Annotated in this window: 14 protein-coding genes; 7 read left to right on the forward strand and 7 right to left on the reverse strand. The window is 72.8% G+C overall.

Going from position 1 to position 21,095, the window contains the following annotated elements; genetic code table 11:
* The first annotated feature begins 8 nt into the window (after positions 1-8).
* Both PS271_RS11170 and PS271_RS11175 read left to right on the forward strand, forming a co-directional pair.
* Entirely contained in the window at positions 9-1,673 is a 1,665-nt protein-coding gene (locus PS271_RS11170; RefSeq protein ID WP_398381807.1) for a VWA domain-containing protein, read from the forward strand.
* Complete coding sequence (locus PS271_RS11175; RefSeq protein WP_398381808.1) at positions 1,670-3,973, forward strand: extracellular solute-binding protein; 2,304 nt, start codon at positions 1,670-1,672, stop codon at positions 3,971-3,973. The genes PS271_RS11170 and PS271_RS11175 overlap by 4 nt, the downstream gene beginning before the upstream one ends.
* A 22-nt stretch (positions 3,974-3,995) precedes the next feature.
* Here the strand turns inward: PS271_RS11175 and PS271_RS11180 are convergent, their stop codons facing one another.
* Both PS271_RS11180 and PS271_RS11185 read right to left on the reverse strand, forming a co-directional pair.
* Entirely contained in the window at positions 3,996-5,855 is a 1,860-nt protein-coding gene (locus PS271_RS11180) for a DUF8823 domain-containing protein (protein WP_398381809.1), read from the reverse strand.
* 170 nt (positions 5,856-6,025) lie between these two features.
* Positions 6,026-8,824, reverse strand: coding sequence for a D-alanyl-D-alanine carboxypeptidase (locus PS271_RS11185; RefSeq protein WP_398381810.1), 2,799 nt, complete (start codon positions 8,822-8,824; stop codon positions 6,026-6,028).
* A gap of 262 nt (positions 8,825-9,086) precedes the next feature.
* Here PS271_RS11185 and PS271_RS11190 point away from each other — a divergent pair, with 262 nt between their 5' ends.
* The 3 genes from PS271_RS11190 (at position 9,087) to PS271_RS11200 (ending at position 11,649) form a co-directional block, all read left to right on the forward strand.
* A complete protein-coding gene (locus tag PS271_RS11190; RefSeq protein WP_398381811.1) occupies positions 9,087-9,863 on the forward strand; it encodes a GOLPH3/VPS74 family protein in 777 nt (258 codons plus the stop codon).
* A gap of 471 nt (positions 9,864-10,334) precedes the next feature.
* Entirely contained in the window at positions 10,335-11,198 is an 864-nt protein-coding gene (locus PS271_RS11195; RefSeq protein WP_356289373.1) for a helix-turn-helix domain-containing protein, read from the forward strand.
* A 247-nt stretch (positions 11,199-11,445) separates the two neighbouring features.
* Complete coding sequence (locus PS271_RS11200) at positions 11,446-11,649, forward strand: DUF397 domain-containing protein (protein WP_120756656.1); 204 nt, start codon at positions 11,446-11,448, stop codon at positions 11,647-11,649.
* A 112-nt stretch (positions 11,650-11,761) separates the two neighbouring features.
* On the opposite strand, the gene PS271_RS11205 is transcribed toward PS271_RS11200, so the two are convergent.
* The 4 genes from PS271_RS11205 to PS271_RS11220 form a co-directional block, all read right to left on the reverse strand.
* Positions 11,762-12,871, reverse strand: a complete 1,110-nt coding sequence (locus tag PS271_RS11205; protein WP_398381812.1) for an ADP-ribosylglycohydrolase family protein — start codon at positions 12,869-12,871, stop codon at positions 11,762-11,764.
* Between the two features lie 56 nt (positions 12,872-12,927).
* On the reverse strand, positions 12,928-14,073 hold the full coding sequence (locus PS271_RS11210) for a DUF8017 domain-containing protein (protein ID WP_398381813.1): 1,146 nt from the start codon (positions 14,071-14,073) through the stop codon (positions 12,928-12,930).
* 106 nt (positions 14,074-14,179) lie between these two features.
* Positions 14,180-16,774, reverse strand: coding sequence for a bifunctional FO biosynthesis protein CofGH (locus PS271_RS11215; protein WP_398381814.1), 2,595 nt, complete (start codon positions 16,772-16,774; stop codon positions 14,180-14,182).
* Positions 16,775-16,967: 193 nt separating this feature from the next.
* A complete protein-coding gene (locus PS271_RS11220; RefSeq protein WP_398381815.1) occupies positions 16,968-17,828 on the reverse strand; it encodes a TIGR03619 family F420-dependent LLM class oxidoreductase in 861 nt (286 codons plus the stop codon).
* A 262-nt stretch (positions 17,829-18,090) separates the two neighbouring features.
* Here PS271_RS11220 and PS271_RS11225 point away from each other — a divergent pair, with 262 nt between their 5' ends.
* Together PS271_RS11225 and PS271_RS11230 are read left to right on the forward strand one after the other, a co-directional pair.
* Positions 18,091-19,644 (forward strand): CehA/McbA family metallohydrolase, encoded by a 1,554-nt coding sequence (locus PS271_RS11225; protein ID WP_398386804.1) that lies wholly within the window; start codon positions 18,091-18,093, stop codon positions 19,642-19,644.
* A 102-nt stretch (positions 19,645-19,746) separates the two neighbouring features.
* Positions 19,747-20,250 carry a DUF7927 domain-containing protein gene (locus tag PS271_RS11230; protein ID WP_398381816.1) on the forward strand — a complete coding sequence of 168 codons (504 nt, stop codon included), beginning with the start codon at positions 19,747-19,749 and terminating at the stop codon, positions 20,248-20,250.
* A gap of 235 nt (positions 20,251-20,485) precedes the next feature.
* Here the strand turns inward: PS271_RS11230 and PS271_RS11235 are convergent, their stop codons facing one another.
* Positions 20,486-20,836, reverse strand: a complete 351-nt coding sequence (locus PS271_RS11235; RefSeq protein ID WP_398381817.1) for a DUF6415 family natural product biosynthesis protein — start codon at positions 20,834-20,836, stop codon at positions 20,486-20,488.
* Between the last annotated feature and the right edge of the window lie 259 nt (positions 20,837-21,095).

The raw sequence follows: 21,095 nt of genomic DNA on the forward strand, positions 1-21,095 counted from the left end.
GGAAACGAATGGACCGCAGCAATGGGCCCGAGGCCGTACGACGTCGGGACGACGGGCCCCGGGCCGTGAACCAGGACGACGGGACGGCGGCCCCCGAGGACCGCGCCCCGACGGCGGCGCTGCCCTCCCTGACCGCCGAGCTGGGCCAGAACAAGTACTTGGCGGCGGGTTCCGGCACCGTACCGGCCCACGCCGTCCTCACCGTCGAGGCCCACGGCCTGGCCGGGCTCACCACCCACGCCTCCTCCGCCGAGGTCGTCGTCATCGACTGCTCCGGCTCCATGAGCTGGCCCAGCACGAAGATCGCGGCGGCCCGGAAGGCCGCGGCCGCCGCCATCGGCGTCCTGCGCGACGGCACCCGCTTCGCCCTCGTCGAGGGCACCGACAAGGCCCGCGTGGTCTATCCGGCGGCGGGCCGGATGGCCGTGGCGGGCCCGGACACCCGGGCCGACGCCGCCCGCACCGCGCACACGCTCGTCGCCGCGGGCGGCACCGCCATCGCCTCCTGGCTCGCCTGCGCCCGCGACCTCCTCACCGCCGACGGCCAGGACCACCCCATCCGGCACGCCCTCCTGCTGACCGACGGCAGGAACGAGCACGACCGGCCCGACGAGCTGGAGCGCGTCCTCGCCGACTGCGCCGGGACGTTCACCTGCGACGCGCGCGGCATCGGCGACCAGTGGGCCGCCACCGAGCTGCGGCAGATCGCCGGCCGGCTGCACGGCATCGCGGACGCCGTCGAGCACGACTCCGACCTGGAGGCGGAGTTCCGGCGGATGATGCGCAAGGCCATGGACAAGTCGCTGCCCGGCATCCGGATCCGCGTCCGGCTGCGCGTCGGCAGCGAGCTCGCCTTCTTCAAGCAGGTGTTCCCCACCGAGCTGGACCTGACCCAGGAGGGCGTGCGGACCGGGGAGCGCACCTGGGAGTTCCCGACCGGCGCGTGGGGCGACGAGTCCCGCGACTACCACCTGAGCGTCAGCGCCGACCCCACCGGCGACCCGCTGGGAGAGGACATGCAGCTGGCATCGGTGGCGCTGGTGGCCGAGGGCGCCGGCGACCACCCCGCCGAGACGGTCGTCTCCGTGCCCAGGCCCGTACCCCTGCTCGTCCACTGGACGGACGACCCCGTGCTGTCCACGCGCATCGATCCGCGCGTCGCCCGCTACAGCGGCTACGCCGACCTGGGCCGGGCCGTCAACGCGGGCTGCGAGGCGTTCGAGGCCGGGCGCCTCGGGACGGCGGAGGAGGAGTGGGGGCGGGCGGTGCGGTCCGCCCACGAGCTCGGCGACGAGAAGATGCTGCGCCGGCTGCGGCGGCTGGTGGAGGTGCTGGACGCCGCCGAGGGGCGGGTCCGGCTGCGCGACGAGATCACGGCGGGCGACCTCAACTCGGCGTGGGTCGTCTCCAACCACAGCACGCAGACCCGCAGGTCCGCGGCGGCGCCGAAGGGCGCCCGCCCGCCGCACGAGCCCGGCCCGCCGCCCGCCGCCGTACCGGCGCAGCAGCAGCGGCGGAAGAGGGCCGACGTCGAGTGCCCCGTCTGCAACCGCGTCTCCCCCGGCACGGCCCGGATCTGCACCCGCTGCGGGACGGCCCTCCCCACCGCGGACGGCCCCGCGCCGGAGCGTCATGACCGGCCGGGACAGGAGCCCCCGGAGCCGACCGCATGACCGCCCCCACGACCGCCCCGGCGGGGCCGGCCGGGCCCGCGGACGCCGGGCCCTCGCCGGGCACCCGCGCCCGGCTCATACGCCGCCTGGCCGTGCTGCTGACGGCCACGGCGCTGACCTGCGGGGCGCTGCTGGCGGTCTCCTACGCGGTGAGCCGGGCCGCGGACGAGGTGCCCGGCCGGACGGTCCCGGCCATGGGCTACGTGGACGCGGCGAAGAAGGACCTGAGCGCGTCGCTGAACGCCGCGAGGGCCGCCCTGCGCAGCCCCTCCGCCGCGGACGAGGGCGCCGGCGAGGACTACCGCGCGAAGGTCAACGCCGCGTCCAGGAGCCTGGAGCGGGCGGTCGCCACCACCGTCGCGGGCAGCGGGGGCCGCAGCGACCTGGACACCGCCGCCGGCCAGATCTCCTCGTACGACTACCTCGTCGGGCAAGCCGCCCGCAGCCACGCCGACACCAAGCTTCGCGACGCCTACCTGCGGTACGCGGAGAGCACGCTGACCCGCGCCGGGAGCGGCGTCCTCTCCCGGCTCGACACCGTCCAGCGCGAGCAGGCCCGCGTGCTCGACAAGCAGACCTCGCCCAGCGGGCTGCTGCGGCTCGGCTGGGGCGTGGCCGTCATGCTGTGGGCCGCGCTGGCCTGGCTGCTCGTCGCCACCCAGCTCTTCCTGCGCCGCCGCTTCCGCCGCCGCTTCAACGGCCCGCTCGCGGGCGCCACGCTGCTGCTGGCGGCGCTCGTGCCGCTGCTCCTGCCCGCCACCCTGCGGCTCCAGCAGGACCTCGACCGGGCCCACGACGCGGCGCGCAGGGGCATCAGCGACCTGAAGCCGGTGAGCGACAGCATGGCGGCCACCCACTGGCTGACCACCGTCCCCGCCTGGATCCCCCTGGCCGCGGTCGTCATCGCCGCGCTGGTCGTTTTAGGGCTCCAGCCCCGCATCGAGGAGTACCGCTTCGCGCGGATCCCGCACCGCACCGGCCGCCGGATCCGCTCCTTCGAGGCCGTGACCGTCGTCCTCGTGCTGTGGATGGCGCTGCTGTCGATCCTCGGCACCGGCGACGTGCGCACCGAGCACAACGGCCGGATCAGCGTCCTCGCGTCGTGGACGGATGCCGAGGAAGCACGCTTCCGCAAGGTGCTGGACGCGTACGCAGTGAAGTATCACGTCAATGTTGACTACCAGGGCACGACGGCTCTGCGCGAGGTGCTGCTCTCCCGGCTGAACGCGGGCAATCCGCCGGACATCGCGATCCTGCCCAGCCTCGGCGAGGTCGGCACGTACGTCGGCTCGGCCACCCCGCCGCGGGAGCTCACTCCCGTCCTTAAGGACGCACTGAACGCGTACGGGCCGCTGTGGGCACCGCGGTTCGGCGGCAAGGTCTACGCCGTGGCGGTCAAGGCCGACCTCAAGAGCATCGTCTGGTACGACCCCGCCCGCCGGCAGAGCCCCGGCACGGAGGCGGCCCGGGGCGGCGGCCAGTGGTGCGCGGGCATGGGGGGCGACGCCACGTCCGGCTGGCCGGGCACCGACTGGATCGAGGACATCCTGCTCCAGCAGAGCGGCACGGAGGCGTACGAGAAGTGGGCGCGGGGCGAGCTGGCGTGGACGGAGGGCGCCGTGCCCCGGGCCTGGGAGGCGTTCGGGGACGTCTTCACCAGGGAACCGGCGGCGGCCGCCCTGGAGAACGACTGGGGGCAGAAGCTCTTCGCGCCGTCACCGTCACCGTCGCAGTCGCAGCAGTGCTCCTTGCAGCACCAGGCGTCGTTCGCCCGCACCGCCGACTACACCCGGCGCGCCGCCTTCGCGCCCACGCGCGAGGTGCTCCCCGGCATCGCCCGCGGTCCCGCCGCGACCGAGGTGTCGGCGGACTTCGCGACGCTGTTCGCGAGGAAGGGCGAGCGGGCCGGGGCGGCCGAGGACCTGATGCGGTTCCTCACCTCCGAGGAGGGGCAGAAGGTGTGGGCCGAGGTGCCCGAGGAGGAGAAGAAGCGGAAGATCACCACCAACCCCGGCCGGCCCTTCTTCGTCACCCCCGGCGCGCCCCGCCCCGACCCCGGGACCGAGCGGGTCAACGCCGCCGTCAGCAAGGCGCTCGGCGGCTCGCAGCCCAAGTGCCTGGACGCCTCGGACGTGATGCCGCTGCGGATGCGGTTCGCCTTCCAGCACGGCGTGCTGGACTACCTCAGCGACCCCGGCCCGGAGAAGCAGCGGCAGGTGCTGGCCTATCTGGAAGACGTGCGGACGGAGCTGAAGAAGGGCGGCCCCCCGGGGGCCGCCTCACCGCGCGTGTGCGAGTGACCCCCGGCTCCGGCCGGGCGGGTCACCTCGCCAGGTCGTCCGGGCAGCCCGTCCCGCGCGGAAGTTTGTAGCGCGCCACGATGTGGTACGTGCCCGGCTTCGGTGCGCGCAGCAGCGTCCAGTCGTCCTCCGGCCGGTCCTCGCGGGCCTCCTGGACCTCCTTGGACAGGCAGCCGTTGACGTTGACCGGCGGCTCGCCGTGCGCCCCCTTCTTCGGCGGCTGGACGTCCTTGCCGTCCTCGTCGACCAGGCCGAGCCACGGCGAGTACGGGATGCGGATGAGGACCGGCCCGGCCTTGTTCACGGTGACCGTCATGCCCTCGGCGTCCGTGCGCTCCACGACCGCGGGCGGGTCGGCGAGGGGGGTCGGCGACTCCACCTCGTACAGCCGCCAGTTCTCGTCGGACCACACCTCGCGCAGGTACGGCTGGCCCTTGACGACGAGCTTGGCCTCCTCGACGGCCGCGGGGTCCGGCTCGCCGGTGGGCAGCACCACGTAGTGGACGGCCCAGCGGTCGAGCCAGGCGCGGTAGCTGGAGGAGGTGAGCAGGCCCGGCTGGTAGAAGAGCGGGTTGCGCTCGCGGTCGGCCTGCCGGTTCCAGCCGCGGGCGAGGTTGACGTACGGGGTGAGGGCCGAGGACTCGCGGTGGCTGCGGGCCGGCACGACCTCGACGCGGCCGCGCGCCGCCTCGGCCTGCTGGAGCCGGTGCACCAGGGGGGCGAGCTCGCGCGCCCAGGCCGCGGCGGGGGTGGTGTGCATGATGTCGCCGATGGAGACGGCGAGCTGCCAGATCGTGCAGGTGGCGAGGGCGGCGGCCAGCGCCGTCCAGCGCAGGCCGCTCTTCAGCAGCTCCGCCGGGCGCGGCATCTTCAGCTCCGGCAGGGCGGCGACCAGCACCGTCCCACCGAAGATCATGCCGAGCCGGGAGACGTTGGTGCCGATCTGGGAGGGGATCAGCCAGACCAGCAGGACGGCCAGGACGTAGAGCCCCGACGCCATCCGGACGGTGCGCCACTCCTTGGGGACGAACAGCACCCCGAAGAGGCCGCTGAGCAGCGGCAGGATCGTCGACGCGAAGGCCATCGGCTGCTGGCCCGAGAACGGGAACAGCCACGCCGAGAGGCCCACCACGACGACCGGCGTGACGCCCAGCGCGTACGCCGCGGGGCGGCGCCTGCCCAGCCACAGGGCGGCCGCGACGAAGCCCACGAACAGGCCGGCGACCGGGCTCGACGCCGTCGCCAGCGCGGCCGCCAGCGCGGCGAGGCCGGCGCGGCCCCAGCGGTACTTGCCCTCCGAGCGCCAGCGCATGGGCCACGCGAAGATCACGGCGACGGCCGCCAGGCCGAACATCATGCCGAGCCCGAACGTGACCCGGCCGGAGATCGCGTTGCAGGTCAGCGCGAAGGTGCCGTAGAGGGCGGGCACGAGCGGCCGGCGCACGACCCTGCTGCGCACCAGCAGCAGGGCGATCAGCCCCGCGGAGAGCGTGCCCGCGATCATCATCGTGGTGCGGACGCCGATGCTGGCCATCAGGTACGGCGAGATCACGCTGTACGAGACGGGGTGCATGCCGCCGTACCAGGCGAGGTTGTACGCCGAGGCGGGGTGCTGGCCCACGAACTCCGCCCAGGCGTCCTGGGCGGCCAGGTCGCCGCCGCTGTTCGCGAACACGCACACCCAGAGCACGTGCGCCACGGCGGCGACGGCCAGCGTCGTCAGCACGGGGCGGCGGGCCAGGGCGCGGGCGGCGCGGGTCAGGCGCTCACGGAAGGCAGGGGCGGGGGCGGGGGGCTGCGGTGTTCCGGCGGGGGCGTGCCCGTCCTGCCGGCCCCCCGGCTCGTCCGGATTGTCGGCCCGTGCCGGGCCCACGGTGGTCACTGTGTCTCTCCCCGTCTTTCCCCCGAGGTCTTCCCCCATCGTCACGCGGTCCGGGCCCTACGGGAATCGGCACGGTGTGAAACCGTGCGCAAACCCTCGCGACGCTAGCACGCCGCGAGGACCGGGCAGGGGCGGCGGGCGCCGCCCCTGCCCTCGTCAGCCTGCGCCGGTCAGCCGAGGCGGGTGAGCTTCGCGCCGAAGCCCGGCTCGGCCAGCTCCTTCTTCAGCGCCACCGGCACCCGGACCTGGCCCGGGCCGCTGCCCACGGTCAGCATCCCGACCTCGGCGCCGGGCTTCGCCGTGTGCGGCAGCTTGTGGCCGGCGTCGTTGAGGGCCAGGTCGACGCTCAGGCCCGCCCAGCCGACCGCGGTGACGTCCTTGGTCGCCACGACCGGGGTACGGCCGCCGAGGCCGTCGTCCACGGCGCCCACGACGTCGCCCTTCTTGACGACCGTCTTCGCCTCCAGCGACTTCTTCGCGGACTCGATCGCGTCCTTCGTCGCCGCGACCACCGAGTCGATGATCGGCGTCTTGTGCTGCGCCAGCACCGCGCCGATGATCAGCTGCGTCGTGCCGCCGATCTTCTTCTCCGCGGCGAAGAGCAGGTTGCCGCCGGCCGCGGTGGTCGTGCCCGTCTTGATGCCGGTGCCGTACAGCGGAACGATCGGGTTGAAGTTCTTCTGCTTCTCGCCGTTGCTGTCGATGTACTCCGTCAGCCCCGAGATCTCCTTGAAGACCGGGTCCGCCATGGCCTTCTTGCCCAGCTTGACCAGGTCCTTCGCGGTGCTCTTCGTCGTCGCGTCGAAGCCGCTCGGGTCGGTGAAGTGCGTGTTCACCATGCCGAGCTCCTTGGCGGTGTCGTTCATCTTCTTGACGAACGCGTCCTCGGAACCGGCGTCCCAGCGGGCCAGCAGCTTGGCGATGTTGTTCGCCGACGGCAGCATCAGCGCTTCCAGGGCCTCGTACTCCGAGAGCTGCTGGTTCTCGGTCACCCGGACCAGGGACTCGCCCTCGGGCTTGCCCTTCTGGTAGTCGCTCACCGCCTTGGCGTCGACGGTCATCAGCGCGCCCTTCTTGTCACCCTTCTTCATCGGGTGGTCGCGAAGGGTGATGTACGCGGTCATCACCTTGGTGACGCTCGCGATCGGGACGGGCTTCTCCTCGCCGAACTCGCCCAGGCTGCCGAGGCCGTCCACCTCGACGTACGCCTGGCCGGACGACGGCCACGTCATCTGCGCCTTGTCGCCGTCGAACTTGAACGCCTTGCTCGCCGTGAGCACCAGCTTCGGCTCCGGCAGCGGGCGGAACGCCTGCACCACGCAGAAGATGATCGCCAGCAGGACCACGAGCGGGGTCCAGATCTTGACCCGGCGCAGGACCGTGCGGACGGGCGTCTCCGGCGGCGGAGGCGTGTTCGTCAGCTGCGCGAGCAGGTCGAGCGGCGCGGCCGGGCCGCCTGCCGGCTCGGAGGACGCCGGGTCCGCCGGGTCCTTCGGCGGGGTGACGGTGACGGGGATGGCGGGCTTGGCGGGGGTGCCGGCCGCCTTGGGGGCGGGCGGGGTCGCCTTGGGGGCAGGCTTGGCCGGGGTGCCGGGCTTGGCCGGAGCGGACTTCTTGGCGGGGGCGGCCTTGGCCTCGTCGGACTTCAGCGGTACGAACTGGCTGGTCCGCTCGGAGTCGGAGTCCTCGCGCGGGGCGGCCTTGGCAGCACCGGCCTTGGGCTCGGCCTTGGCCTTGGGCTCGACCCCAGGCTTGGCCTCGGGCTTGGCCTTGAGCTCGGGCACCTCGGGGGCCTTGATCAGCGCGGTCGGCTGATCGTCGGCGGAAGGCTCGGGTGCCTTGATCAGTGCAGTCGGCTGATCGTCGGCGGAAGGCTTGTCCGCCGCGTCACCCTTGGGCCGGACCGCGCCGAAGACGGCGGTGGCCTCGTCGACGGGAGCGGCGGGCTTGTCCTTGCCGGAGGCGGGCGCCTTGCCGGCACCGGAGGCCGGAGCCTCGCCCTCGCCCTCGCCGGAAGCCGGAGCCTTGCCCTCGCCGGAAGCCGCACCGGCACCGGCGGCGTCGCCGCCCTTCGGCCGGACCGTACGGAACACGGCGGTGGCCTGGTCGGCTGCCGCGGCGGGCTTGCTGTCGCCGGAAGCGGAGTCCTTGCCCTTGCTGCCGGCGGAGGCCGGAGCCTTGCCATTGCCGTTGCCGTTGCCGGACGGGGAGCCCTTCGCGGCCCCGTCGCCAGCAGCAGGCTTGTCGTCCGCGGCGGGCTTGGCGGCCTTGCCGTCACCGGCGGCGTCATCGGCCTTCGGCCGGACCGTACGGAACACGGCCGTGGCCCGGTCACCGGACGCCGCGGGCTTGTCCTCGCCGGAAGCGGAGTCCTTGCCGTCGTCCTTGGAGCCCTCCCCATCGGAGGAGGGCTCCTCCTTCGCAGCCTTCGCAGCCTTCGCAGCCTCGGCGTCGTCGGCACCCTTCGGCCGGAGCGTGCCGAAGACGGCCGTGGCACGGTCCTCGGCGGCCGGGGCCTTGCCGTCGCCGGACGGCGCGCCGTTCACGGGCTCGTCGCCCGCCTCCGCGTCCTTGCCCTTCGGGCGCGCGGCCGCGCCGGGCGTCTTCGCAGGCGAAGCGGAGGAAGCAGAGGCAGCAGACGAAGCAGGCTCGCCCGATCCGTCCTCGTCCTCGCCCTCGTCCGCGCCGGCCACCCACGCCGCCACCGCGGCCTTCAGCCGTGCGTCGCCGCCGGCCGTACGGCCCGCGGGACCCGAGTCGGCCTTTGCGATCGCATCGGCCTCAGCGGGCGCCGCGGACACTTCCTTACGGCCGCCTTCGGCGGCATCCGCGGCATCGGCGGCATCCGCTTTCCCGGACGGCTTTCCGGAGGATTCCCGGAAAACCCCGAGTCGCGGGTCGTGCTCGCCGCGCGTCGTCTCCCCCGACGACTTCCGCTGCTCCGACTTGCCGGGGGACTCGCCCGCCACCGATGCCTCCTCGAATTCCCACGCGATACGCCACCGCGGGGTGCACCGCACCCCGCAGCCCGAACCTTCTCAAACGCTTACCAGTGTCCTGTGTCGTAGCCCCCGCACCGCGCAACCGCACCGCCAGAAGGGATCGACCGGCCTCACCGTCGTGCTAGACGAGACGACATACCTACCGGTTCCCACCCGAAGCCACCACGCACTCTCGACAGACCAATGTGAGAGGGGTCACCCTGTCAGTCATCCACGCGGGGAGGCATGGATGGGCAGGAGCCGCAGAACAATTCCGGAGGAGCTTCTGCTGCTCGCTTTGGACCCGGCCACGGGAACCACGGCGCAGCCGCAGTCGCTCGACCTGGGTCTCGCCGGGGCGCAGCTAGTGGAGCTGGCTCTGGCTGGACGGATAGCCCCAGACGGGGATCGTATCGCCGTGGTGATGCCGCGGCCGACAGGAGATCCGACACTGGACACCGCGCTCGAACTGCTGCGCCGCCGCGGCAGTCCGGTCCGCGCCGTCCACTGGATCGGCGGGCCCCGGCTGGGGCTGCGCCAGACGTATCTCACGCACCTGGAGCGGTGCGGCATGGTGCATGCCGTGGCGGGCCAGATGTGCGGGGTGCTGCCGACGACGCGCTATCAGGCGACGGACACCGCGATCAGCCGGGAGATCAGGGCCCGGCTGGACAGCGCGATCCGCACCGGCGTCCCGCCGGACCCGCGGACCGCGGCGCTCGCCGCCCTGGCCCACGCGGTGGGTCTCGGCAAGCACCTCTACCCGGGCAACGAGGGGCGGTCCTCCCGTTCCCGGCTGCGGGATCTGATCAGGCACGACCCGATGGGCGGCCTCGTGGCGCACGCCGTGATGGACGTGCAGAACGGCGTCGCGGCGCAGCCGCGGCGGGCCCCGGCGGCGGCCGGTTCCGGCACGGGCGGCCACGGCGGCGGGTCCGGGCGGCGGACGTCCGTCCGCGGCGGAGCGACGGCCGGTCAGCAGGCGTCCCAAGGGGCGCCCGTGATGGCCCGCGCCGGCGCTTCGTAAGGGCCCCGCAGATGCCCTTGTGGCAGATGCCCTTGTGGAACAGCGCGACGCACGACGGCACGTTTGCGTGACGCTCCGGCAAGACCGCACGACAGCGCAGCGCACGGCTGCGCACGGCACGACAGCGCGCCGCACGACTGTGCGCAGCACCACCGCGCACCGCACCGCTGCGCACAGCGCACCATCCGCATCACCCTCAGAGCTCGACCGACCGCAGAGCATTTCCCCCGGCCCGGTTCGGGAGCCGCGATATCGCGCGGGGTGGTGGTCCGGCCGCCCGGGACGGCGGCCCGGTCCACCACCCCGCGCACTTGCACGGGACGATGCACGGTCCGTTGCGGCCGGCCCCGGCAAACCGTTCACCGCAGGCGGACTCTGTGTGGCATTTTCCAGCGCCGCCCCGGCATGTGGTGGCAGGCTGCGAGGTCAGGAGCAGGAGACAGCAGCATGACGGAGCCGGAGGTGCGTCCCGTGGCGTCCAGTGTCAATCCCACCGTTAGGCGGCGCCGCTTGGGGCAGGAGCTGCGCAAGCTCCGCGAGCTCAAGGGCATGACCGCCGAGGAGGTCGCCGAGCGGTTGCTCGTCTCGCAGTCGAAGATCAGCCGCCTGGAGAACGGGCGCCGCAGCATCAGCCAGCGCGACGTGCGCGATCTCTGCGGGGTGTACGGGGTCGAGGACCACCGGATTGTCGATTCACTGATGCAGATGGCCAAGGAGTCGCGCCAGCAAGGCTGGTGGCACGCCTTCGGCGACATTCCCTACAGCGTCTACATCGGCCTGGAAACGGACGCGGCCTCACTGCGCGTGTACGAGGCATCTCTCGTACCGGGTCTGCTCCAGACGCCCAATTACGCGAGCGCCGTGACCGAGGGTTCCTGGCCCGAGGCGACGACAGCCGACATCGAGCGCCGCGTACAGGTGCGGATGCGCAGGCAGGAGCGGATCACCGATCCGGAGAATCCGCTGCGGCTTTGGGCGGTCATCGACGAGTCGGCGCTGCGCCGGATCGTGGGCAACCGCGAGATCATGGCGGAACAGATGCGGCAGCTCGTGCAGTTCAGCCTGGAACCGCACATCACGGTGCAGGTGCTGCCTTATGACGTCGGCGCGCACCCGGGTATGTACGGGAAGTTCTCCATCCTGGAGTTCAACGACCCGCAGGACGCGAGCACGGTCTATCTGGAGGGGATCACCAGCGATCTCTACCTGGAGAAGCCGAACGATGTGCAGACCTACAGCGTGATGTATGAGCATTTGCGAATGCAGGCCCTCAACGCGGAGCACTCCCGGCAGTTCATCGACCGGGTCGCGGAGGAGTGGGCGGCGGAGGCCTGAGCGGTGCTCGAAGAGGGCCCGAGGGGCGTCTGAGGGGGCACCTAAGGGGCGCCCCAGTCGGCGGCGCCGCACGGTACACCCTCGGTAGGTCACCCGGGAAGGGCGTTCCCGAATATGCCATCCGGTCGAGTGAATGGGCCGTTCGTCAGGTGATGTTGGCGCGTAACGTCGGTCGCACCTCGGGAAACCGGCGTTCCGACCGGTGTTTCTGATCAAGGCACATACTCACCAAGGCATGGGAGCAATCATGGCCATCCAGCAGGGAAACACCACGTGGCGCAAGTCCTCGTACTCGCTGGCCAACGGCGACTGCGTGGAGGTCGCCTCCCCCCTCCCCCAGTCCATCGCGGTCCGTGACTCCAAGGACCCTCAGGGGCCGATTCTCGGTTTCGCGCCGGCCACCTGGTCCGCGTTTGTGACGACCGTTTCCCGTCGCGCATACGACTTCTGACGAGACCAGGCGATACGACGTCTTCATCCCCCTCAGTAGTACCCCAAGAACCCCCTCGGCCGGACCGTCGTCCCGGCCGAGGGGGTTCTTGCGTGTGCGCCCGCAACTACCGTTACGCCGTGGGGTAGCGCTCCCTCCACACCGTGGCGGCCACGCCCGGCCCGTGCAGTTGCGTGCCCTGGGTGAGCTCCATGGCGAAGTCGTCGGCGAGTTCGGCGATCTCGGCCCGCCCCTCCAGCTCGGCCAGCAGGTCCGCCGGCAGCGCGGTCTCGCCGTGCAGCGCGCCCAGCAGGTTGCCGCAGAGCGAACCGGTGGAGTCGGAGTCGCCGCTGTGGTTGACGGCGAGCAGCAGCCCGTGCCGGATGTCCTCGGCGACCAGCGCGCAGTACACGCCCATGGCAAGGGCTTCCTCGGCCACCCAGCCCTGCCCGAGCGCTTCGAGCCGCTCGGCCGACGGCGCGCCCTGGCGTACGGCGTCGAGCGCCTGGTGCAGCGCCGCCGTGGTCTCCTCGTTCCCGGACCACCCCGCCAGCAGGCCGAGCGCCTGGTGCACGGAGCCCTCCAGCGTCCCGCCGCGGACGACGCCGTGCACGACGGCCGCGAAGGCGGCCGCCGCCAGGACGCCCGAGGGGTGGCCGTGGGTCTGGGCGGCGCACTCGGCGGCGAGGTGGAAGACCTGCGCCGGCTCCCGGTCGACCAGCAGGCCGAACGGCGCCGACCGCATCACCGTGCCGCAGCCCTTGGACTCCGGGTTCTTGGGTGCGGCGAGGGAGCCCATGCGGTCGTCATCCAGCCCGGACAGGCAGGCGTTGCCGGGCGCCCGCTGCGAGTAGAGCCACTCCTGGCGGCCGAGCCGGCCGAGGGAGGGGTCGCGCAGATCCGGGCCCTGGTAGCGCTGGGTGGCCCGCCAGCGCAGGTACGCGCGGTGCACGTCCGCGGGCGCCTGCCAAGCACCCGCGTCCCGCCGGATCTCCGCACGGATCAGGCCGTCGACGGTGAACAGCGTCATCTGGGTGTCGTCGGTGACCGCGCCGCGCCGCCCGTAGGCCCGCACGTAGTCGCGGACGCCGGCGGGCCCGTGCGCCTCGCGGATCGCGTGGAGCGAGTGGAACTCGATGCCCGCGCCGAGCGCGTCACCGATCGCCCCGCCGAGCAGGCAGCCGCGGACGCGGGCGCGGAAGTCCTGCTGCTGCGCCCTGCTCCACAGTGCGGTGGTGGTCATGGTCGGACCGGCCTCTCTCCTCGGATTCCCCGGTGTCGGCTTCCTCTTGTGCCAGCTCAGCCCTTGAGCGGACGGACCGTCTTCATGATCTCGTCGATCCGGGACTCCGGCAGCGCGCCGGAGACGCCCTGGTCGGCGTACATGATCCAGCTGCTGAACTCGCCGCTGGGGAGCTTCCACACGATGCTCTTGACGATGGCGGTGGGCGGCACGCACGGGCTCGGGCGGTTGAGGACCTGGACCTTGGCGGTCGCGGTCCAGCCGTCGATGCCGTTCTGCTTCCAGGGCTTGGCCTGGCTGACCTCGATCTTGGGCTTGTTGCCGAGGCCGCCGTACGCGAAGACGCCCCAGTTGCCGGCCCAGTTGCGGGCGTTGTCCTGGATGCTCAGGGACGCGTCGCCGCCGGCCGTGCCGACGGTCGCGAGCTGGCCCTTGCCCGCCTCGCCGATGGCGTTGGGGTTGGCGGACGAAGCGCAACCGCCTTCGCTGTAGTTCGCGGTGTCGCGCATGGAGATCTGCGGCTTACCGGACGCGTCGGTGTACGCGAGCATCGTGTCCCGCGGGAAGACCTTCCACTTCTCTCCCGCGGCGGGCACGTCGTACTGGAGCTGGTGCTCCTTGCTGCTCTGCGTCTGCCAGCCGGCGGGCGGGGCGGCGGGGGCGCCGGAGGCGTCCGGGGCGGCGGGCTGCTGAGACTGCCCCTGCGCCGGGTCACCCGACGGCTTGGGCTGCCCCCCGGCCGAAACGTTCTGCTTGTCGTCCTTCTTGTCGTCCCCGCCCTTGAGGAGGAAGAACGCGCCGCCGCCGATGACGGCGAGGGCCACGACGCCGCCGACGACAGCGAGCAGCGTCTTGTTCTTGCCGCCGCCACCGCCACCGCCGCCCGGCGGTACCGGGGCGGGCGCGGGAGCCGGGGCGGGGTTCGTCCAGCCGCCCGGCGGCGGGGGCGGGGGCGGCACGGCCCCGGGGCCACCGGGGTGCGGCGGCTGCACGGCGGGCTGGGCGAAAACGGTCGCCTGGGCGTGGGTGCCGCCGCCGTTCGGCGCCTGAGCGGGCGGCGGCTGCACGGCGGGCTGAGCGAAGACCGTGGGCTGGGCGTGCACCGCGCCGGGCGGCGGCGCCACGGCCGGCTGGTCGACGGCCGTGGCCTCCGGTGGCTGCTGCGGCAGGTGGGGCTGCTGGGGGTTCTGAGGCCAAGACATGCGGGCCACCCTAAACGCCGCGACGTCGCCGTCTTGTCGAGGCATCTCGACAAGACGGCAACATGACGGCAACCTCCGGAACGGTCCGCCCCGTCCGCAACGGCCGCTAGTCCTCCAACACCGGCAGCAACTCCGGCAGATGCCCGTCCGAGGCCGCCGCAACGGCCTGCCGATCCGCCGGCACCTCCCCGTACAACGTCGTGCGCGCCCGCGCCGGCCGCCCCGCCGCCTCCGCGATCGCGACCAGGTCCCGGATCGACCGGTACGACCCGTACGAGGAGCCCGCCATCCGGGAGATGGTCTCCTCCATCAGCGTCCCGCCCAGATCGTTCGCGCCGGAGCGGAGCATCTCCGCCGCCCCCTCCGCGCCCAGTTTGACCCAGCTCGTCTGGATGTTGGTGATGTGCGGGTGCAGCAGCAGCCGGGCCATGGCCGTGACCGCCCGGTTGTCGCGCATGGTCGGCCCGGGGCGCGAGATGCCCGCGAGGTACACGGGCGCGTTGGTGTGGATGAACGGCAGCGTGACGAACTCCGTGAAGCCGCCCGTCTCCCGCTGGATCTCGACGAGCCGCCGGAAGTGCCCGAGCCAGTGCCGCGGCTGGTCCACGTGCCCGTACATCATCGTGGACGAGGACCGGATCCCCAGCTCGTGCGCGGTCTTGACGACCTCGATCCACGTCGCGGCGGGCAGCTTGCCCTTGGTGAGGACCCAGCGGACCTCGTCGTCGAGGATCTCCGCGGCCGTGCCGGGGATGGTGTCCAGCCCGGCCTCCTTCGCCGCGGCCAGCCACTCCCGTACGGACAGGCCCGTACGGGTCGCGCCGTTGACGATCTCCATCGGCGAGAAGGCGTGCACGTGCATGCCCGGCACCCGCTCCTTCACGGCCCTCGCGATGTCGAAGTAGGCCGTGCCGGGCAGGTCGGGGTGGATGCCGCCCTGCATGCAGACCTCGACCGCGCCGACGTCCCACGCCTGGGCGGCCCGGTCGGCGACCTGCTCCAGGGACAGGGTGTACGCGTCGGCGTCGGTGCGCCGCTGCGCGAAGGCGCAGAAGCGGCAGCCGGTGTAGCAGACGTTGGTGAAGTTGATGTTGCGCGTGACGATGTACGTGACGTCGTCGCCGGTCACGTCCCGCCGCAGGTCGTCGGCGACGCGGCAGAGCGCGTCGAGCGCGGGCCCGTCGGCGTGGAGGAGGGCGAGGGCCTGGGGGTCGGTGAGCCGGGTGGGATCGTCGGCGGCCTGCCGCAGCGCTTCGCGCACGTCCGCGTCGATCCGCTCGGGCACCATGCCCGGCGCGGCAGCCTCGCGCAGCGCCTCCCAGTCGCCGTAGACCTCGTCGAAGTCGTCGCGGCGGTCGGCGGTGCGGCCCTCGGTGTCGATGGCCCGGTGCAGCTCGGTGCGGCCGGAGGGGACGAAGACGTCCTCCGGCTCCTGCCAGGGCAGGCCCTTGACCTCGGCGTGCTCGTTCGCCAGCCCGGTCTCCGGGTCGGCCAGCGCACGCACGTGCGGCAGCACGCGCGGGTCCAGCCAGGGCTCGCCGCGCTGGACGAAGTCGGGGTAGACGGCGAGCCGTTCCTGCAACCGGAAGCCGGCCGCGGCGGACTGCGCGGCGAGCTCGTCGATCTGCGGCCAGGGGCGCTCGGGGTTGACGTGGTCGGGCGTGACGGGCGAGACGCCGCCCCAGTCGTCGATGCCCGCGCCGATGAGGCGGGCGTACTCGCCGGCCACCAGGTTCGGCGGCGCCTGGAGGCACGCGGCGGGGCCCATGATGTGCCGGGCGACGGCGACGGTGGCGACGAGGTCGTCCAGCTCGGCGTCCGGCATGCCGCGCATCGCCGTGTCCGGCTTGGCGCGGAAGTTCTGCATGATCAGTTCCTGGATGCCGTGGTACGCCCGCGAGACGCGGCGCAGCGCGAACAGCGACTCGGCGCGCTCCTCGTACGTCTCCCCGATGCCGATCAGCAGGCCGCTGGTGAACGGCACGGAGCTGCGCCCGGCGTCTTCCAGGACGCGCAGCCGGACGGCCGGTTCCTTGTCGGGGGAGCCGTGGTGCGGGCCGCCGGGCTCGCTCCACAGCCGCTCGGCCGTGGTCTCCAGCATCATGCCCATCGACGCGGAGACGGGCTTGAGCCGCTGGAAGTCCGTCCAGCTCATGGCGCCCGGGTTGAGGTGCGGGAGCAGGCCGGTCTCCTCCAGGATGCGGATGGAGATGGCGCGCACGTAGGCGATGGTGTCGTCGTAGCCGTGCGCGTCCAGCCATTCGCGGGCCTCGGGCCAGCGGTCCTCGGGCTTGTCACCGAGGGTGATCAGGGCTTCCTTGCAGCCGAGTTCGGCGCCGCGGCGGGCAATGGCCAGGACCTCGTCCGGGGACATGAACATGCCTTCGCCCGCGCGGCGCAGCTTGCCGGGGACGGTGGCGAAGGTGCAGTAGTGGCACTTGTCGCGGCAGAGGCGCGTGAGGGGGATGAAGACGCTCTTCGAGTACGTGATGACGCCGGGGCGTCCGGCGGCTTCCAGTCCCGCGTCGCGCACCCGCGCGGCGGACGCGCAGAGATCCGTAAGGTCCGCGCCGCGGGCCTGGAGGAGCACGGCGGACTCGGCGACGTCCAGCGCCACGCCGTCCCGGGCGCGTTTGAGCGCGCGACGCATGGCGTTGGCGGTCGGTGCGGGTCCCTGCGGGGGCTGCGGGGTGGAAGTCATTGTCCGAGCATACGAGCGGGTGACGGGCCGTCCGGAGGAGGCGGGGTAGTGACTCGTGTGCGACTGGTCACGCCAGCCGGAGGCGGCCTCCGAAAGGATTCCGCGGCGGGGGCCGGGATTGCGCGGGTCCGAAAGGAGTCCGCCACGGGGGCCTGGATTGCGTGGGGCCCACAGCGCCCGTACGGCCCGTCCGTCACAGGAACTCGGCGTGGGCGTCCAGCGCCCGCAGGATCTCCGCCTCTCCCGCCGACGGCAGCCCCACCACGATCTCCGCCAGCCCCAGCTCCGCGAAGTACGCGAGCTTCCCCGCCGACGGGTGCACCGCGTACGGCACGACCTGCGGCTCGCCCGGCCGCCCGGCCTCCTGCCAGGCCCGGAGCAGCTGCGGCATCGCCTCCTTGAGGCCGCTGCCGCCGACCGGCATCCAGCCGTCCGCGTACTCCGCGACATGCGCGAACAGCTTCGGCCCGGCCGCTCCCCCGATCAGCGTGCGCGGCCCGAGGAGGTGCGGCACGTCCGCCCCGCGCGAGCGCGGCGTCCGCTGCGGCTTGGGGTGCGCGAAGCTCGCACTGACCGCGCCGAACTCGCCGCGGTATCCCGTCGGTTCCTCCGTCCACAGCGCCCGCATCAGCGCCATCCGGTCGCGTACGAGGTCGCGCCGCGTCTTCCAGTCGACGCCGTGGTCGGCGGCCTCCTCCACGTTCCAGCCGTACCCGATGCCCAGCGTGAGGCGCCCGCCGCTGACGAAGTCGAGCGTCGCGATCTGCTTGGCCAGCACGATCGGGTCGTGCTGGGCGACCAGCAGGACGCCCGTCCCGAGCCCGATCCGCTCGGTGACCGCCGCGGCCTGGCCCAGCGCCACGAGCGGGTCGAGGGCCCGGCCGTACTCGCGCGGCAGCGGATCGCCCGCCGGGGCGGGCGTCTCCCGGCTGACCGGGATGTGCGTGTGCTGCGGCAGGTACAGCCCGTCGAAGCCCCGCTGCTCCAGCTCGCTCGCGAGCCGGACCGGGCTGATCGTCTCGTCGGTGAGGAAGACCGTGGTTGCGATCCGCACGCGGCGGCACCTCCTTGGCGTCTACCTGGGATGGGGGTGGGGGTGGGGAGATGGGGACAGGCCTGGGGCTGGGGCTCACGGTAAGCCCAAACGGGCCTCCCGCAGCGAACGGCGGGGCTGACCGCCACGCAAATGTCGCAATCACGGACCGGCCCCGTACCCCTGCGCGCCATCGAGGCGTACAACAGTGCCCCCGGGGGACCCTTCCGCGGATGCAGTGGATGCAGCGGATGCACAGGGAGGACGGACGCTGATGAGACGCATGCGGCGGCGCGACCTGCTCAGAGTGACGACGGCGACGGCGGTTGCCGGGGCGGCGGGCGTGCCTACGCTCGATACCGTGACGTTCGCGAGGGACGCCGGCACGGCCGGCACTCCGGCGGTGACCCGCACGGTCTCCGGGCGGCTGCCGGCCGGCGCCCCCGACTACGTGTACCTGCCCGTGGAAGTGCCTCCCGGCGTGCGCGAGATCGCCGTCGCCTACACGTACGACCGGCCGGCCGTGCCCGCCGGCACGCAGGGCAACGCGTGCGACATCGGCATCTTCGACGAGCGCGGCATGGCGCTGGGCGGCGCGGGCTTCCGCGGCTGGTCGGGGGGCGCGCGGACCGAGTTCGCGATCAGCGCCGAGCGGGCCACGCCCGGCTATCTGCCGGGGCCGGTGCGCCCCGGCACCTGGCACGTGGTCCTCGGCCCGTACACGGTCGCACCGCAAGGCCTGGCGTACGAGGTGACGGTGACGCTGCGGTACGGGACGGCGCCGTCCGGCGCGACCCCGCGGCCGGTCTACCCGCCGCAGCGCGCGAAGGGCCGGGGCCGCGCCTGGTACCGGGGCGACAACCACCTCCACAGCGTCCACTCCGACGGCAAGCGCACCCCCGCCGAGATCGCCGCCGCGGCCCGGGCGGCCGGGCTGGACTGGATCACGACCACCGAACACAACACGACGTCCGCGCACGCGGCCTGGGAGGGCCTGTGGGGCGACGACCTCCTCGTCCTCACGGGAGAGGAGGTCACCACGCGCAACGGCCACGTCGTCGCCCTCGGCACGGACCCCGGCGTCTTCGTCGACTGGCGCTACCGCGCCCGGGACGGCGCATTCGGCCGCTTCGCGCGCCGGATCCGGCAGGCGGGCGGCCTCGTCGTCCCGGCCCACCCGTACGCCACCTGCGTCGGCTGCAACTGGAAGTTCGGCTTCGAGGAGGCGGACGCGGTCGAGGTGTGGAACGGCCCGTACACGCCGGACGACGAGATGGCCATCGTGGCGTGGGACGCCATGCTGGTCGCGTCCGTACGGGGCGGGCCCGGCGCCCGCTGGCTCCCGGCCCTGGGCAACAGCGACGCCCACCGCGAGCCGCAGGTGGTCGGGCTGCCCCAGACGGTGGTCCTGGCCGACGACCTCTCGCGGCAGGCCTTGCAGGCGGGTCTCCGGGCGGGCCGGAGCTGGATCGCGGAGTCGTCGGCGGTACGGCTGTCCTTCGAGGTGGTCGGCGGCGGCCGGGGCGCCCACGCGGGCATCGGCGAACGGCTACGGGTGCCGGCCGATGCGGAGGTGACGGCCCGGCTGAAGGTGTCCGGAGTCCCGGAGAACTGCACGGCGACGTTCGTGACGGACCAGGGCCCTCTGTTCAGGACAGCGGTGGGCTCCGGAGCCGGATCTGGATCTGGATCTGGAGCGATCGAGTGGCGGACGACGCCCTCGTACGCGGCATACGTACGCGCGGAGGTGCGGCATCCGGCGGCGGACGGCGGGGCGTCGGGGGTGCCGGGCCCGATGGTGGCCATGACGAACCCGGTGTTCCTGGGCGAGAGGTGAGGGGGAGGGCTTCTTCACCCCTTGGGGCGGTTTACGGGTAACGGTCATGGTCCGGTGCAAGCCATCTCCCCACTGAATGCGTGCAGGGAGAGGGGACCCGTCTTGCCTGATCGTCTGCCCAGAGTTCTGACCCTCGTGGCCTTCCTGGTGGGCGTGGGGGTGATCACCGGTGCGGCCATGGTGCCGGCGGCACCCTTCGACACCATGGCGACCTCGATCAGAATCGCCGAGACCACCGACCGGACGTCGGCCCGCCCCGGGGACACGGTCCACTACACCGTGACGGTGACCAACACGGGCACCACCGCGATCACAGGGGCGGCCATCACCGACGACCTGTCCGGCGTGACGGACGACGCAAGGATCAACCCCGCCTCCGTAGCCGCCGACACCGGAAAGGCCTCACTCTCGCCCCCGGAGCTGAAGTGGCAGGGCGACCTGCCCTCCGGCACGAAGGCCACGATCAGCTACTCGGCACGGGTGAACAACCCGCCGACGGGCAACGCCCGCCTGACCAACAGGGTCACGTCCAGCACGGCCGGCAACAACTGCCCGCAGACAAACGCAGACCCGGCCTGCGCAACGACGATGCCTGTAGCGCGCTAACGGCACGTACAGCCTGGCGGGCGTGCGCACGAAGGTGGCCCGCTGCTGTGCGGCAGCGGGATCACTTGAACGCGCAGAACGAGCCGCCGCAGGGCCGCGTCCAGGAACGCCGGGTCCGCATAACGCGTACGGATGGCGGCATGAGTCCGGCGCCGGCTCGGCCGGATCGCGCGCACCGGCCGGGAGAACTGCCCGGACAAACACCACCAGGTGCGCAGCGAGCGCCAAGGCGCCCTCATTTCAGCCCCCGCCGAAGATCACGCAGCTCCTTGGCCACCAGCCCGAGCGCTCGCGCGTACGTGACCGCCGACGTGTACCCGTCCCCGGGCCCCAGCCCGAGCCGGTGACGTGCCTCGCGGACGGTGGCGAGGGCTTCCTCGCGGGTGTCTGCTTCCAGCGCGGTGGCAGCGTCCGTGATGTAGGCGCGGAGTTGGTGGGTGATCTCGTCGACCCGACTGGGCGCGGGAAGCCAGCGGTCCATGGCGATGGCGTCGCGGATCACCGCCTCAATTCCGGTGCGCTGGGCTGGCGGGAGCACGGGGGCGAGCCCTCCGCCGGTGCGGGCGGTGCGGGGGAAGGGGGGCATGGGTGGGCTCCTTCGCAGGCACGGTGGGGGATACGCCGACCTTTACGGTCCGGCTCAACTACAGTCCCGCGGCGGAACGTTCCGTCACAAGCTGGTCGAATACTTTCGGGAGAATTGGCATATGCCTAACTCCGGCCATGGCTTGCACACCCGGGGGCAGGGGGTGGAAGACTCCCAACATCCAGGCCATAGAGGGCAACAGGGGCCTGTCACGCACCAACAGGGACGCGCCGTCGGGGTACAGAGGCGCGGCACCGGG

This window comes from Streptomyces sp. SCA2-17 (assembly GCF_044336695.1).

Excerpts from the sequence above, each read along its gene's own strand:
- PS271_RS11200 (WP_120756656.1), top strand. The coding sequence starts at position 11,446 with ATGGCCATCCAGCAGGGAAACACCACGTGGCGCAAGTCCTCGTACTCG.
- PS271_RS11170 (WP_398381807.1), top strand. The coding sequence starts at position 9 with ATGGACCGCAGCAATGGGCCCGAGGCCGTACGACGTCGGGACGACGGG.
- PS271_RS11210 (WP_398381813.1), bottom strand. The coding sequence starts at position 14,073 with ATGTCTTGGCCTCAGAACCCCCAGCAGCCCCACCTGCCGCAGCAGCCA.
- PS271_RS11215 (WP_398381814.1), bottom strand. The coding sequence starts at position 16,774 with ATGACTTCCACCCCGCAGCCCCCGCAGGGACCCGCACCGACCGCCAAC.
- PS271_RS11225 (WP_398386804.1), top strand. The coding sequence starts at position 18,091 with ATGCGGCGGCGCGACCTGCTCAGAGTGACGACGGCGACGGCGGTTGCC.
- PS271_RS11205 (WP_398381812.1), bottom strand. The coding sequence starts at position 12,871 with ATGACCACCACCGCACTGTGGAGCAGGGCGCAGCAGCAGGACTTCCGC.
- PS271_RS11175 (WP_398381808.1), top strand. The coding sequence starts at position 1,670 with ATGACCGCCCCCACGACCGCCCCGGCGGGGCCGGCCGGGCCCGCGGAC.
- PS271_RS11190 (WP_398381811.1), top strand. The coding sequence starts at position 9,087 with ATGGGCAGGAGCCGCAGAACAATTCCGGAGGAGCTTCTGCTGCTCGCT.
- PS271_RS11235 (WP_398381817.1), bottom strand. The coding sequence starts at position 20,836 with ATGCCCCCCTTCCCCCGCACCGCCCGCACCGGCGGAGGGCTCGCCCCC.